This is a genomic window from Agromyces luteolus (assembly GCF_009729855.1).
Classification (GTDB): Bacteria; Actinomycetota; Actinomycetes; order Actinomycetales; family Microbacteriaceae; genus Agromyces; species Agromyces luteolus.
Genome location: NZ_WODA01000016.1, coordinates 21,890 through 36,189, shown reverse-complemented (window position 1 = coordinate 36,189; position 14,300 = coordinate 21,890). Strand labels below are relative to the sequence as shown.

Here is a 14,300-nt window from a genome sequence, read left to right as displayed (position 1 = left end):
GACCTCCCGGACGCGTTCCGGGTGACCGCCCCGATCCGGCGCACGCGCGACGTCGCGACGCTGGTCGCATGCTCGGATCGCAACGGGGACGCGTCGCGCGGTGGATCGCGCGCTACCTGCCGCTGGAGGTGCTCGGCACCGTCGCAGCGGTCGCGGGCGCCGCGGCGGGGTACGAGGCCTCCGGGTCGCTCGTCACGGCCGCGGTCGTCGGCACGGTCGCCGAGGGCGTCGGCTACTACGCGCTCGTCGTGGTCAGGGGCATCCGCAGCCACCTCGCCTCGAAGCGCGTGCGGCGCCACGCGGGCAGGCCCCGGCGGGCGTTCGTGGCGGTGGTCCTCACGCTGCGCGGGCTCGTCGCGGAATTCGGCCCGGCCGAGGCCCTCGACACCTTCCTCGTGCGGCCCGCGCTCCTCGTCGCGGCGACGGCCGCGCTCGGCCCGAACCCGACCGGATGGCTCGTCGGCAAGCTCGCCGCCGACGCCGTGTTCTACGCCGTCGCGATCGTCTCGTTCGAGACGGGGCGTCGCCTGATCCTGCCCGACGGCGGGGCGGATGCCGCGAGGCGGCCGGCCACGGCGCGGCCGGGTGCCACGGAAGCCGCGCCCGATCCCGTCGCCCCGGCGCCGTCGCCGCCCCGACTCGAGGGGGCGCTCCGATGACGCTCGCACCCCACTCCCCGACGGACCTGGCGCGGCTCGCGCCGAGCCTGCCGGACGCGCCCGCGGAGGTGGGCGCGCTGCGACCACGTCGACCCCGTCCGACCCACCGCCGCCTCGGCGCGACGACGGGCCCGCTGCCCGAGCTCCCGCCGCACCGCGAGCTCGCGCGGCGCGAGCTCGCCGCGTACGCGCAGCGCATCCGCCTCGGCGCGCTCGTGCGCGAACACGGGTCGCCGCTGTTCCTGCTCGACGTCGACCGGGTCGCGACGCAGCTGCTCGCGCTGCGACGCGAGCTTCCGCGGGCATCGATCCACTTCGCCACGAAGTCGCTCCCCCACCCCGCGGTGATCCGCGCGGTCCACGGCTTCGGCGCGTCCTTCGAGGTCGCATCGCGCGGCGAAATCGACCTCCTCGAACGCGAGGGCGTGCCGATCGGGCGATGCCTGCACACGCACCCCGTCAAGACGGTGGCCGACATCACGGGCGCGTACCTGCGCGGCATCCGCACCTTCGTCGTCGACAGCCCGTCGGAGGTCGCGAAGTTCGCGGGGCTCCCGACGCACGACGTGGGCGTGCTCGTGCGCCTGTCGTTCCCCAACCCCGAGGCGAAGTCCGACCTGTCGTCGAAGTTCGGCGTCGCGCCCGAGGACGCCCCGGCGCTCGTGGAGCGCTGCCTGCGGTCCCGCCTCGCCGTGCGCGGGTTCACCTTCCACGTCGGAAGCCAGACCGCATCGGCGGCGCCGTGGGTGCGCGCGATCTCGACGACGGTGCAGCTCATGCGCGCGCTCGAGGCACGGCACGGCACGCGCTTCGACGTGCTCGATCTCGGCGGCGGATTCCCGGTCGCCTACGACGAACCGGTGCCGCCGCTGGCCGAGCTCACCCGCGGCATCCGCCCGGCCCTGGCCGCCGTGCCCCCGGACGTGCGCATCGTCATCGAGCCGGGCCGCTTCGTCGCCGCACCCGCGATGACGCTCGTCACGCGCGTGATCGGCACGAGCGACCGCGCCGACGGGCGCTGGCACCACCTCGACGAGGGCCTGTACGGCGCGTACTCGAACATCCCCGCGGAGGACGTGCACGCGCTCGTCTTCGCGGCCGCCGAGCTCGGCGTCCGGCCCGTCGGCGACGAGGCGGCCGAACGCGCCACGCGGCGCGTGCTCACGCGCACGCGCGTGCCGGTCACGCTCGCCGGGCCGACCTGCGACAGCGTCGACGTCGTCGCACGCCGCCTGCCCCTTCCGCCGCTCGCCGACGGCGACCTGCTGGTCTCGCCGATGATGGGCGCCTACACGTGGGCGACCGCCACCGGCTTCAACGGCATCCCCCGGACACCGGTCGTGGAGGTGTCCCCCGCCTGACCCGCGAACGGGCGGATGCCCCGGGCCGGCGCCCGGGGCATCCGCCCGCCGCACCCCTACACGAGCGAGTCGCGCCAGGCCGCGTGCAGCGCCGCGAACCGGCCCGTGCCGCCGATGAGGTCGGCGGGCGAGCCGTCCTCGACGATGCGGCCGTGCTCCATGACGAGCACGCGATCGGCGATCGCGACCGTCGACAGGCGGTGCGCGATGATGACCGCGGTGCGGTCGGCGAGGAGGGTCTGCAGGCCCTCCTGCACGAGCCGCTCGCTCGGGATGTCGAGCGAGCTCGTCGCCTCGTCGAGGATCAGCACCGCGGGATCGGCGAGGAACGCGCGCGCGAACGAGATCAGCTGGCGCTGGCCCGCCGACACGCGCCCGCCGCGCTTGTTCACGTCGGTGTCGTAGCCGTTCGGCAGCCCCTCGATGAACTCGTGCGCGCCGACCGCCTTCGCGGCCGCGACGATCTCGTCGAAGGTCGCCTCGGGCTTGCCGAGCGCGATGTTGTCGGCCACCGACCCGGAGAAGAGGTACGCCTCCTGCGTGACCATGACGATCGCGCGCCGCAGGTCCTTCGGGTGCATGCGACGGAGGTCGACCCCGTCGAGCTCGACGACGCCGTCGCTCGGGTCGTAGAACCGCGAGATCAGCTTCGCGAGCGTCGACTTGCCCGCCCCGGTCGATCCCACGAGCGCGACCGTCTGCCCGGCCGGCACGTCGAGGTCGAACCTCGGCAGCACGACCCGGTCGGGCGTGTACGCGAACTCGACGGACTCGAACCGCACGCGGCCGTCGGCCGTCCAGAGGTCGACCGGCTCGGTCGGATCGGGCACGCTCGGCTGCTCCTCGAGGACGCCCGAGATCTTCTCGAGCGCCGACGCGGCCGACTGGTAGGAGTTGTAGAACATCGCCAGCTCCTCCATCGGGTCGAAGAAGCGCTTCGTGTACAGCACCGCCGCGAGCAGCACGCCGACCTCGAGCGCCCCGTCCGCCACGCGGAAGCCGCCGATGAGCAGGACCCCCGCCACCGCGACGTAGCCCATGAAGTTGAGCGCCGGGTTGTAGACGGCGAACAGCCCGAGCGCGCGGGCGTTGACGTCGCGGTAGTCGTCGACGAGGTCGCCGAAGACGCGCTCGTTGCGCCGCTCCGACCGGAACGCCTGCACGGCGCGGATGCCCGTCATCGTCTCGACGAACTGGACGATGAGCTTCGCACTCGCGACGCGCGAGCGCCGGAACAGCTTCTGCGAGCGCACCTGGAACCAGCGCGTGAGCGCGGCGAGCGGGAGCAGCGTGACGAGGAGCACGAGGCCCGAGAACCAGTCCAGCCACACGAGCGCGATCGCCGTGAACAGCATGTACAGCACGCCGCGCACGAGCTGGTTGATGCCCTCGTCCATGAGCTCGCGGATCGCGTCGAGGTCGCTCGTCTGCCGCGAGATGATGCGGCCCGAGGTGTACGACTCGTGGAATTCGAGCGAGAGCTTCTGGGTGTGCAGGAACACGCGCGTGCGCAGGTCGATGAGCACGGCCTGGCTGATGCGCGCGGCCATGCGGATGTACCACGCGATGAGGAACGCGCCCGCCGTGCCCGTCAGGAGGTACGCGAGCCCGGCCAGCCCGACCGGCAGCCAGTCCTGCTGCATCAGCGCGGGCAACCCCTGGTCGATGCCGTACGCGATGATCGCCGGCCCGGCGACCTGGGCGGCGGTCGAGACGACGACGACCGCCATGGTCAGCCAGAGCTGCGCACGCAGCGGATGCAGCAGCGAGCCGAGCAGGCGGAGGCTCCGCCGTCGGATCCAGCGGGACTCCGCCTTCGTGTACTCGTCGCGCTCCTCGCCGCGCACCCCGGTCACGGTGCTCATCGGATCGCCTCCTTCGGTTCGGTCTGTTCGGCCTGCTCCGGTGGTCGAGCAGCGACCGACGCAGTCGGCCGCGTGTCGAGACCCTCGTCGATCAGGTCGGATGCCTCCGCCTGCGCGCGACGCTCCTCGTCCTCGAGGCTCGAGATGACGAAGCGGTAGTGCTCCGACTCGCGGAGGAGCTCGGAGTGGGTGCCGACCGCGGTGATGCGGCCGTCCTCGAGGAGGGCGACCCGGTCGGCGAGCATCACCGTCGACGGGCGGTGCGCCACGATGAGCGCGGTCGTCGAGGCGAGCACGGTCCGCAGCTCGGCCTCGACGCGCGCCTCGGTCGCCACGTCGAGCGCCGACAGCGGGTCGTCGAGCACGAGTACCGCGGGCCTGGCGGCCACCGCGCGCGCGAGCGCGAGCCGCTGGCGCTGCCCGCCCGAGAGGCTCATGCCCTCCTCGCCCACCTTGGTGTCGACGCCGTCGGGCAGGTCGTACGCGAATCCGGCCTGCGCGATGCGCAGCGCCTCGTCGAGCACGCGCTGCGCCTCGGCGGCCACCGCCGGGTCGGCCGCCGCCCCGCCGGCGAGCTCGGGTCGGCCGAGCAGGACGTTCTCGCGCACCGACGCGGAGAACAGCGTGGCATCCTCGAACGCCATGGCGACGTGCCGGCGCAGCTCCTCGCGGCGGAAGGCGCGCACGTCGACGCCGTCGAGGGTCACCGAGCCGCCGGTGACGTCGTAGAGGCGCGTGGTCAGCGCCGTCATCGTCGTCTTGCCGCACCCGGTGAGCCCGACGAGCGCCATGGTCTCGCCGGGTCGCAGCACGAGGTCGACCCCGTCGAGCAGGTCGCCGAAGCGCTCGGGCGAGTCCTGGTAGCGGAAGTGCACGTCGGTGAACGCGAGCTCGCCGCGCGGCGACGCGAGCGCGTCGGGCCGCTCCGGATCGCGGACCGTGTTCTCGCTGTCCATGATGTCGTAGAAGCGGTCGGTCGCGGTGCGCGCGTCGAGCGTGAACGCCAGCAGGAACCCGATCGACTCGATGGGCCACGCGAGCACCGCGGCCGTGGCGAAGAACGCCACGAGCTGTCCGACCGAGAGCTCGCCCTGCGAGGCGAGCTGGACGCCGAGCACGAGGCAGATCGCGAGCGCCACGGCGGGCACGATGAGGATCCACACCCAGATGTTCGCGTCGAGGCGCGCCTTCTCGATCTCGGTCGAGCGCAACTGCTCGGCCTGTGCACGGAACGAGCTCAGCGCGTGCTTGCCGCGGCCGAACGCCTTCAGCACGCGGATGCCGTGGACGGACTCCTCGACCGCGGTCGCGAGGTCGCCGGACTGGTCCTGGCTGCGCCGCGACACCTCGGAGTAGCGGCCCTCGAACCGGTAGCCGACGATCCACAGCGGGATCGAGCAGGCGAGGAAGACGAGACCCAGCATCCAGCTCATCGAGATCAGCACGACGGCGCCGACGACGATCACGACGAGGTTCATCACCAGCAGCACGAGGCCGAAGGCGAGCCACCGGCGGATGAGGCCGAGGTCGCTCACGGCGCGCGAGAGCAGCTGCCCGCTCGGCCAGCGGTCGTGGAAGCTGACGGGCAGGTCCTGGAGCTTCGCGTAGAGCGCGTCGCGCATGCGCGCCTCGACCCTGGTGGTCGGGCCGATCACGAGCCAGCGCCGCAGCGCGAACATGGCGGCCTCGCCGGTGCCGAGCGCGAGCACGAGCAGGGAGAGCGGGACGATCGCCGCGCGGTCGCCGTCGGCGAGCGGCCCGTCGACGATCGCCTCGAGCACCTGCGGGATCGCGAGGGCGATGAGCTGCGCGACGAGGTAGGCGGCCATGCTCCCGTAGATCGCGGGCATCGCGGGGCCGACGTACTCGCGCAGCCGCATGAGGGCGCGCACCGTTCCGGTGCGCTCGGCGTGGGGTGGGTGGAGGGTGGATTCGGTGGCGGTCACGCCGGGTTCCTTCCGGGAAGCGCGACGGGTCGCGAGGATGCGGACTCGTCGGAGGGAGACGCGGATGCCGCGCACGTGATCGCGCGCGGACGAGAGAGGCGAGGCGTCGGCCCCGCGGGAGACGGCCGGCGTCCCGCCGGCTGGACGGTGTCTGGAGCTAGCCCCGGGCGACCGTGACGGTGGAGGCGAGCGCCGGGACGAATGCACCGAACGCCGCGACGGTGCGGGCGGGAATGCCGGTGTACTTCATGTCGTCCTCCTGCGTCGTGGTCACGAGCCCATCGCCCGCCGGATGGTTCCCCGCGCGGGCAGCCCTTCAGGATATGCCCGGGCGCCGCAGAAGTACAACAGCGAATCTCGGGCGGTTCGCCCGGTCAGCGCGACGCGAGCCGGTCGGCGTGACGCGAGCCGCTCAGCGCACCCGCACCGACAGGCAGGTGACGCACCCCTCGAGCTTCTCGAACTCGCTGATGTCGACCGTGACCACGCGGTAGCCGAGCCCCGACAGGAGTTCCGCGGTCCGCGGCGCCGAGGCCGACATCAGCAGCGTCTCGTCCGACAGGACCACGACCGCGACGCCCTCGGGCTCGGGGACCGCGAGGAAGCGCGGGAACAGCGACGTCGACTCGAGGAGGTCGGGGAACCCGATGACGGTGCCGTCGGGCAGCGCCGTCACGGCGCTCTTCAGGTGCAGCGCCTTCGTGATCGGCACCGCGACGACCGTGTAGCCGAGCGGCGCGAGGATGCCGCGGAGCTGGCGGATGCCCTCGGCGTTCGTCCGCGAGGACGCGCCGACGTAGACCGTCGAGCCGATCTTGAGCACGTCGCCCCCGTCGAGCGTGCCGGGCGCGGCGATGCGGGCGACCGAGACGCCCGGGAAGGCGCGCACGGCGCGCTCCACGGCGTCGACCTCGGGCTTGCGGGAGTCCGCTCCGGGGTTCGCGAGCACCGCGAGCCCGTCGAAGAACACGACGGCGTCCTCGATGAACACGGAGTCGGGCAGGTCGGGTGCGGCGTCGACCTCGACGGTCTCCCACCCCTCGGCCACGAGGGCCGCGCAGTAGTCGTCCCACTGCTCGTCGGCGAGCGCGTGGTCGACGGGGCGGCGCTCGAGGTGCGTCAGCTCGGCCTCGTCGAGGTTCGACGCGGGGATGCGCACGAGCGCGACGCGTCGCGCGGCGCGGCGCGGTCGGTGCGCGAGCACCCATGCGGCCACGCGCGGGGCGACGAACACCTCGGCGATCACCGCGGCGACGATGAAGAGCAGGTTGAGCCCGAGCAGGCTGGAGAGCACGAGCGAGTAGACCTGCGCCGACACCTGGACGCCGCTCGTGAGCACGTTGGCGCTCGCGGCCAGCAGGGTGGCGAGGACCGCGGACGTGAGCGCGACCGGCAGCGCGAGGAACCACGCACGAAGCGCGCCGACGGCGTTGCCGATGCAGAGGAGGCCCCAGAGCACGACCGCCGCGAGCGCGAAGTAGGGCACGACCTGCGCGAGCACGACGGGGTTCTGGTCGCGCGAGACGAGGTTCGCCAGCACGCCCGCACCGAACGCGATGAGCGCGACCGCGCCGGCGGACGTGATCGCCGCGACCGAGCGTCGGGCGACCGTCGCCTGCGCGGGATCGAGGGCGGGCACGGCCGGAGGCTGGGTCGCGGGGGGCGTCATGCGGTCGAGCCTATCGGCCGGGCGGGAGTCGTCGCGCACCCGCCCGAGCCCCCCCGGACGTCGCCGGCTCCGCCGCCCGCGGACGGCGAGGCGGGGCGACGGACACCGTCGCCCCGCCCGGTGGATCAGGTCAGCGCGCCGCGTCGAGACGGGCCGCCGCGAGCCGTTCGGCGGCCTCGAGCGTGGTGATGCCGGCCGCGTCGGCGTCGCGGTGCACCGCACGGACGACGTCGCCGATGCCCGCGATGCGGCGGTCCAGCTCCTCCTGGCCGATGCCGGGAGCCGAGGCGAGGTCGAGGTAGACGACCCCGCCGGCGTTCACGACGAAGTCGGGCGCCCACGCGATGCCGCGGCCGCGGAGCATCCGGGCCACGTCGCGCTCGGCGAGCTGGTTGTTCGCCGCGCCCACGACTGCCCGCACGCGGAGCTCCTGGACGACCTCGGGCGTGAGCACGCCGCCGAGCCCGCACGGCACGAACAGGTCGGCCTCGACGCGGTGCGCGTCGGCCGGGGAGACCCATTCGGCGCCGAGCTCGTCGGCGAGGGCGCGCTTGCCCTCGTGCACGTCGGCGACCGTGAGGCGCGCGCCGCCCGCGGCGAGCGCGCGGGCGAGGCGTCCGCCGACCTGGCCGAGGCCGGCGATCACGAAGTGGCGACCGGCGACGTCGCTCGAGCCGAACACGTGGTCGAGCGTCGCGAGGATGCCCGCGTGCACGCCGGCCGCGGTGGCATCCGCCGGCTCGCCCACGCCGCCCTCGTCGGCGGGCAGGCCGCAGACGTGCTCGGTGCGCTCGTGGACGACCGACATGAGCTCGGCGCTCGTGCCGACGTCTTCAGCGGTCATGTAGGCACCGCCGAGCGACTCGACGGCGTCGCCGAGGTCGAGCATCGCGTCGTGGCGGCGCGCCTCGTCGAGCGTCTCGCCGGCGGGGATGCAGACGACCGACTTGCCCCCGCCGCGCGCGAGGCCGGCAGCGGCGTTCTTCAGGGTCATGGCCTGCGAGAGGCGCAGCGCGTCGGCGAGCGCGTCGGTCCAGTGCTCGTAGTGCCAGACGCGGGCGCCGCCGAGGGCCTGGCCGAGCGCGGTGGAGTGCACCGCGACGATGATGGTGAGCCCTGAGCGGGGACCCCGCGTGATGAGCACGCGTTCGTGGTCGGGGGCTTCGACGGGCAGTGCGGCGTGGACCCCGTTGGAGGGTGACGGCGCGGGGGCGTGGGTGATCGACATCGATCGGCTCCTTGACTTCATCGCCTTGTGGGCGCGGCTGTGCGGGCGCTTCGTGGGCGCCCTCACCTCAAGCGTACCGCCGCGGAGGCACCCCGCGGCGCCGCCCCGGCGTCAGTGGAAGAAGTGCCGCTCGCCCGTGAAGTACATGGTCACGCCGGCGGCCTTCGCGGCGGCGACGACCTCCTCGTCGCGCACCGATCCGCCGGGCTGCACAACCGCGGTCACGCCCGCGTCGAGCAGGATCTGCAGGCCGTCGGCGAAGGGGAAGAACGCATCGGATGCCGCGACCGACCCGGCCGCACGGTCGCCCGCACGCTCGACGGCCAGCTTGCACGAGTCGACGCGGTTGACCTGGCCCATGCCGACGCCCACCGAGGCGCCGCCGGAGGCGAGCAGGATCGCGTTCGACTTGACCGCCCGGCATGCGCGCCACGCGAACTCGAGGTCGGCGAGCGTCGCCTCGTCGGCCGGGTCGCCGGCGGCGAGCGTCCAGTCGGCGGCGGGCGCGAACGACCGGTCGGCCTGCTGCAGCAGCAGCCCGCCGGAGACCTGGCGGATCTCGGTGACCGGCGGCGAGAAGCCCGCGGGCAGCTCGAGCAGGCGGAGGTTCTTCTTCTGCGTGAGGACCTCGACCGCCTCGGGCTCGAAGCCCGGCGCCACGAGCACCTCGGTGAAGATGCCCGAGACGGTCTCGGCCATCTCGCGCGTGACCGTGCGGTTGGCCGCGATGACGCCGCCGAAGGCGGAGACGGGGTCGCACTCGTGCGCTCGACGGTGGGCGTCGGCGATCGGGTCGGCCGCACCGGATGCCGCAACGGCGATGCCGCACGGGTTGGCGTGCTTGATGATCGCCACGGCCGGCGCGTCGAAGTCGTACGCGGCCCGCACCGCGGCATCCGCGTCGACGTAGTTGTTGTACGACATCTCCTTGCCGTGCAGCTGCCGCGCCTGGGCGATGCCCGGGCGGCCGCCGACGGCCGAGTAGCGCGCGGCCTTCTGGTGCGCGTTCTCGCCGTAGCGGAGGTCGGCGTCCTTGGTCCAGGCCGCGCCGACCCACGCGGGGAACGGCGACTCCTCGACCGCCTGGTCGGGCGCGACGACGCTGCCGATCCACGAGGCCACGGCGATGTCGTAGGTCGCCGTGTGGCGGAACGCCTCGCGCGCGAGGTCGCGGCGCTGCGCGAGCGTGGTGCCGCCGTCGCGCACGGCGGAGACGACCTCGCCGTAGCGGTCGGGCGAGACGACGACGGCGACGTTGGCGTGGTTCTTCGCCGAGGCGCGCACCATCGCGGGCCCGCCGATGTCGATCTGCTCGACGATCTCGTCGGCCTCGGCGCCCGAGGCGACGGTCTCGACGAAGGGGTAGAGGTTCACGACGACGAGCTCGTACGGCGCGATCGCGAGCTGCGCGAGTTCGCGCTCGTGGTGCTCGAGCCGCAGGTCGGCGAGGAGGCCCGAGTGCACGGCGGGGTGCAGCGTGCGCACGCGACCGTCGAGGTGCTCGGGGTAGCCGGTGACGTCGGCGACCTGCGTCACGGGGAGGCCCGCGTCGGCGATCGCCTTCGACGTGCCGCCCGTCGAGACGATCTCGACGCCGGCATCGACGAGCGCCGAGGCGAGTTCCACGAGCCCGGTCTTGTCGCTCACGGCGATGAGCGCCCGCTTGACGGACACGAGGTCCCGCTCGCGGTAGAGGCCCGGGTCGATGCGTGCTCCGCTCATGAGGCAGCGAGCTCCTTCAGGTCGAGGTGCGAGTTGGCGATGTCGAGGACGGCCCGGATGAGCAGGCGCCGCTCGACGGGCTTGATGCGGTCGTGGAGCGTCGACTCGGTGTCGTCGGGCAGCACCGGCACGCGCTCCTGCGCGATGATCGGGCCGCCGTCGACGGAGTTGTCGACGACGATGAGGCTCGCACCGGTCTCGGTGGCGCCCGCGGCGAGCGCGTCGCGCACGCCGTGCGCGCCGGGGAACTCCGGCAGGTACGCGGGGTGCGTGTTGATGAGGTTCGGGCTGAACGCGTCGACGACGGCGGGCGGCACGAGGCGCATGAGCCCCGACAGGATCACGAGGTCGGCGCCCCACGCGCGGACCTGCTCGATGAGCGCCTCGCCCCACTCGTCTCGCGAGTCGTAGGCGGTGAAGGGGACGGTGAAGGCCGGGATCCCGAACTCCTCGCCGAGCGCCAGCCCCTCGCAGTCGCGGTCGGCGCCGATGGCGACGACCCTCGCGGGGAACTCGGCGTCCTCCGACGCCTCCAGGAGCGCGCGGAGGTTCGATCCCGTGCCCGAGATCAGCACGACGAGCTTCAGCACCCTACGAGGGTACCCGTCGCGCAGGTGAGCGGATGACACGGGCCCTCCCGCGCAGCTGCGCAGTCGACCGGCACCCGTGCCCGGGACGACGCGAGCGGATGCCGCGGGCTCGCGCCGCGGCATCCGCTCGCCGTGCCGGACCGGGACTACCGGCCCGCGACCTGACGCTCCGCCTCGGCGATGACGAGCTCGTCCTCGTCGGGCACGAGGACCTCGGTCTCCTCGTTCAGGGACTCGCCGCGGAAGAACGGCCGCGAAGCCGGGAACGCGGCCCACACGAGCATGAGCACGACGCCGAGCGCGAGCGACCCGACCCCCACCACGAAGACCCCGCCGACGCCGAAGAGCACGGTGTACCCGTAGTCGGGGTCGAGCATGTCGACGACCGAGAACACGAACGCCGCCGAGAGCAGCAGCGCGCCGATGAAGGGCAGGATGCCGCGGAACCACAGGTTGCGGGCGCTGTCGCGCAGCGTCCTCCGGAAGTACCAGACGCACGCGAACCCGGTGATCGCGTAGTAGAACGCGATCGCGAGGCCGAGCGAGAGGATCGTGTCCTGCATGAGGTTGTCGCTGATGAGCGACATCCCGACGAAGAAGAGGATCGCGACGGCGCCCATGAGCAGCGTCGAGAACGCCGGAGTCCTGAACCGCGGGTGCACGCTCGCGAACTTCTCGGGGAGCGCGCGGTAGACCGCCATCGCGAGGGTGCCGCGCGCGGTGGGCAGGATCGTCGTCTGGGTCGACGACACCGCCGAGATCATCACGGCGACGACGAGCAGCCACGACCACGGCCCGAAGACCGCGTCCTTCAGTGCGAAGAACACGTCGTCGGCGTTGGCCTCGTTGCCGAGCCCGAAGCCCTCGCTGCCGAGGCCCGCGTACGCCATCGCGGCTACGGTGACGCCGACGTAGGTGACGAGCAGGATCGCGGTCGTGAGCACGGCGGCACGGCCGGGCGTGCGCTTCGGGTCCTTCGTCTCCTCGTTGAGGGCGAGGCAGGTGTCCCAGCCCCAGTAGATGAAGAGGGCGAGCAGGATCGCCTCGACGAAGCCCGAGAAGTCCTCGAAGCCGAACGGGTTGAACCACTCGAGGCTCGGCAGGGTGGCGGTGGCCGGCGCGGTGCCGGTGGCGAACTGCACGATGACGAGCACGACGAACGCGGCGAGCGCGACGTACTGGATGGCGAGCAGCACGTTCTGCAGGCGCTCGCCGATCTCGAGCCCGCGCCAGCTGATCCAGGTCATCGCGGCGATGAAGACGACGCCGGTCACGGTCACGACGACCGGGTCCTCGGCGAGCGACTCGTCGATGAGCAGCCAGAAGTAGATGCCGCCGATCTGCGCGAGGTTGGCGAGCACGACGACGCCGGCGACCGCGACGCCCCAGCCGCCCATCCAGCCGATCCACGGGCCGAACGCCCTGGTGCCCCACGTGAACGTGGTGCCGCAGTCCGGGATCTCGCGGTTGAGCTCGCGGTAGGCGAAGGCGATGAGGAGCATCGGGGCGAACGCGATGATGAACGCGATGGGCGCCTGCGCCCCGACCGCGAGCACGACCCAGCCGAGCGTCGCGGCGAGCGAGTAGACGGGCGCGGTGGAGGCGAGGCCGATGACCGTCGAGCCCCAGAGGCCGAGGGTTCCGGTGGCGAGGCCCTTGCCGTCGTGTCCGCCGGAGGCGCCGGGTGCCGTGGCCGGGTCGGGGGCGGAGGCGGGCCGCGGTCGGGCAGCGGTCTCGGTCATGTGACTCCTCATCGAGTGCGGTGCGGGGTGGCGCGGTGGTGCGCAGCCGCCGGGGCGCGCCGCAGCGCGTCAGGGGATCCGGGGGCTTGTTGTCCGCGAGGATAACACGGTGCCGGATGGCGCCGAAATCGCCTCAGCGGCCGCGGCTCCCACGCGTCAGGCCCTCGAGCTCGACCGTCTCGACGTCGTCGGACGAGTCGCGCCCGTCGTCCGCGGGCTCCGACCATCGGTCGTCGCGCCGCGGCGCCTCGTCGTCGTCGCCCTGCCGGGATCGCGCGCGAGCGGCGAACGCCCCCGCGATCGCCCCGACGCCGACGCTCGCGGCGGCCACGCCGCCGACCAGGAGGGGGTCGGGTCCGACCTCGGCCAGGTTGCCCGGTCCGACCGCCCCGCCGGCCCCCCACGCGAGCGCGCCGAGGACCAGGCCGGCGACGACGCCGGCGCCGGCGCCGACCGAGAGCGTCGCCCACCACGGCTCGCGGTCGCGCTCGCGCTTGCCGCGGCCCACCAGCACCGCCCCGCCGAAGCCGAGGAGCACGGGCAGCGCGAGCCAGAGCACGCCGAGCGGCGCCCCCTCGGCCGGGAGCGCGCCGAGGATCGGCAGCCCCGGGACCGGCCCGATGAGGGTCACGCTCGGCGACACGATCGTGCCCGCGCCGAGCGCGAAGCCGGGTCCGAGCATCCACGACGCGGCCCAGACGACGAGGTTCGGCAGGAGCGCGAGCTCGATCAGCGTGATCGCGATGCCGCCGTCGACGCCCGCGCCGAGCGCCTGGGAGAGGCCGATGATCGTCGGATGGTCGATGACGATGCGCACCGCGAGGAGCGCTGCGGCCACGCCGACCACCCCGACCGCGGACCCCACGCCGATCCGGATCGCCGAGCGGATGCCGGCCCAGGCGACGAACGGGAGCGTGTCGAGCCGGTCGCGCACGGCGCTCGTCGCGGCATCCGTCGCCCAACCGGATCGACCGAAGGCGACCATCACGCCCGCGAGCACGCCGCCGCCCATGACGAGCCCTGGCAGCACCGCCGCCTGCCACACGACGGGTTCGGCGACCGGCGCCGACGCCAGCACCGCGAGCGCGGCGCCGAGCAGTCCGGTCACGAGCACCGCCGACACCGCACCCACGATCGGCGTGCCGGTGGCGGTCGCACGGCGGCCGATGCGCAGGCCGAAGACGAACGTGACCAGCGCGAACCCGAGCAGGGCGATGCCGATCGTGAACGGCGCATCCGCGCCGGCCACGCCGACGGTCGCCGCCGTCGCCGCATCGAGGTGCACGACGACGTCGACGCCGTGGCCGATGAGCCACGCGTCGGCCGCGGCACGGAAGAACGCGTCGACCGGGGCGGCCAGGCCGAAGTGGACCGCCCAGAGCAGCATCAGCGGCACGAGCGCGAAGCCGAGGCCGACGAGCACCGCGACCGTGGCTTCGAGCGCGGCCAGCAGGGCGATCGTCGTGCGTCTCATCGCACGCGAGCCTAACGCGGGCACGGCCCGGCGCCCCGCACGAC

Annotated in this window: 10 protein-coding genes; 2 read left to right on the top strand and 8 right to left on the bottom strand. The window is 73.5% G+C overall.

Translation table 11 applies throughout. The features are described from left to right. Positions 1-68: 68 nt before the first annotated feature. Both GLX25_RS08250 and GLX25_RS08245 read left to right on the top strand, forming a co-directional pair. Entirely contained in the window at positions 69-659 is a 591-nt protein-coding gene (locus GLX25_RS08250) for a hypothetical protein (RefSeq protein WP_155842044.1), read from the top strand. After that, positions 656-2,020 carry a type III PLP-dependent enzyme gene (locus tag GLX25_RS08245; RefSeq protein WP_155842043.1) on the top strand — a complete coding sequence of 455 codons (1,365 nt, stop codon included), beginning with the start codon at positions 656-658 and terminating at the stop codon, positions 2,018-2,020. The genes GLX25_RS08250 and GLX25_RS08245 overlap by 4 nt, the downstream gene beginning before the upstream one ends. A gap of 56 nt (positions 2,021-2,076) precedes the next feature. On the opposite strand, the gene GLX25_RS08240 is transcribed toward GLX25_RS08245, so the two are convergent. From GLX25_RS08240 to GLX25_RS08205, 8 genes are all read right to left on the bottom strand, one after another. Next, positions 2,077-3,885 carry an ABC transporter ATP-binding protein gene (locus tag GLX25_RS08240; protein ID WP_155842042.1) on the bottom strand — a complete coding sequence of 603 codons (1,809 nt, stop codon included), beginning with the start codon at positions 3,883-3,885 and terminating at the stop codon, positions 2,077-2,079. Beyond that, complete coding sequence (locus GLX25_RS08235) at positions 3,882-5,765, bottom strand: ABC transporter ATP-binding protein (RefSeq protein WP_155842120.1); 1,884 nt, start codon at positions 5,763-5,765, stop codon at positions 3,882-3,884. The genes GLX25_RS08240 and GLX25_RS08235 overlap by 4 nt, the downstream gene beginning before the upstream one ends. Before the next feature lie 478 nt (positions 5,766-6,243). Then, a complete protein-coding gene (gene ddaH / locus GLX25_RS19140; protein ID WP_155842041.1) occupies positions 6,244-7,500 on the bottom strand; it encodes a dimethylargininase in 1,257 nt (418 codons plus the stop codon). A gap of 130 nt (positions 7,501-7,630) precedes the next feature. Then, a complete protein-coding gene (locus GLX25_RS08225; protein ID WP_155842039.1) occupies positions 7,631-8,728 on the bottom strand; it encodes a Glu/Leu/Phe/Val dehydrogenase dimerization domain-containing protein in 1,098 nt (365 codons plus the stop codon). Positions 8,729-8,839: 111 nt separating this feature from the next. Beyond that, a complete protein-coding gene (gene purH, locus GLX25_RS08220; protein ID WP_155842037.1) occupies positions 8,840-10,450 on the bottom strand; it encodes a bifunctional phosphoribosylaminoimidazolecarboxamide formyltransferase/IMP cyclohydrolase in 1,611 nt (536 codons plus the stop codon). Further along, positions 10,447-11,040, bottom strand: coding sequence for a phosphoribosylglycinamide formyltransferase (gene purN, locus GLX25_RS08215; RefSeq protein WP_166548611.1), 594 nt, complete (start codon positions 11,038-11,040; stop codon positions 10,447-10,449). Before purN ends, purH begins: the two co-directional genes overlap by 4 nt. 146 nt (positions 11,041-11,186) lie before the next feature. Further along, positions 11,187-12,782, bottom strand: coding sequence for an APC family permease (locus GLX25_RS08210; protein WP_155842033.1), 1,596 nt, complete (start codon positions 12,780-12,782; stop codon positions 11,187-11,189). Between the two features lie 133 nt (positions 12,783-12,915). Then, a complete protein-coding gene (locus tag GLX25_RS08205) occupies positions 12,916-14,256 on the bottom strand; it encodes a cell division protein PerM (protein WP_155842031.1) in 1,341 nt (446 codons plus the stop codon). Between the last annotated feature and the right edge of the window lie 44 nt (positions 14,257-14,300).

Coding starts and splice junctions, on each gene's coding strand:
- GLX25_RS08250 (WP_155842044.1), top strand. CDS start 69: ATGCTCGGATCGCAACGGGGACGCGTCGCGCGGTGGATCGCGCGCTAC.
- GLX25_RS08245 (WP_155842043.1), top strand. CDS start 656: ATGACGCTCGCACCCCACTCCCCGACGGACCTGGCGCGGCTCGCGCCG.
- GLX25_RS08240 (WP_155842042.1), bottom strand. CDS start 3,885: ATGAGCACCGTGACCGGGGTGCGCGGCGAGGAGCGCGACGAGTACACG.
- GLX25_RS08235 (WP_155842120.1), bottom strand. CDS start 5,765: ATGCGGCTGCGCGAGTACGTCGGCCCCGCGATGCCCGCGATCTACGGG.
- ddaH (WP_155842041.1), bottom strand. CDS start 7,500: ATGACGCCCCCCGCGACCCAGCCTCCGGCCGTGCCCGCCCTCGATCCC.
- GLX25_RS08225 (WP_155842039.1), bottom strand. CDS start 8,728: ATGTCGATCACCCACGCCCCCGCGCCGTCACCCTCCAACGGGGTCCAC.
- purH (WP_155842037.1), bottom strand. CDS start 10,450: ATGAGCGGAGCACGCATCGACCCGGGCCTCTACCGCGAGCGGGACCTC.
- GLX25_RS08210 (WP_155842033.1), bottom strand. CDS start 12,782: ATGACCGAGACCGCTGCCCGACCGCGGCCCGCCTCCGCCCCCGACCCG.
- GLX25_RS08205 (WP_155842031.1), bottom strand. CDS start 14,256: ATGAGACGCACGACGATCGCCCTGCTGGCCGCGCTCGAAGCCACGGTC.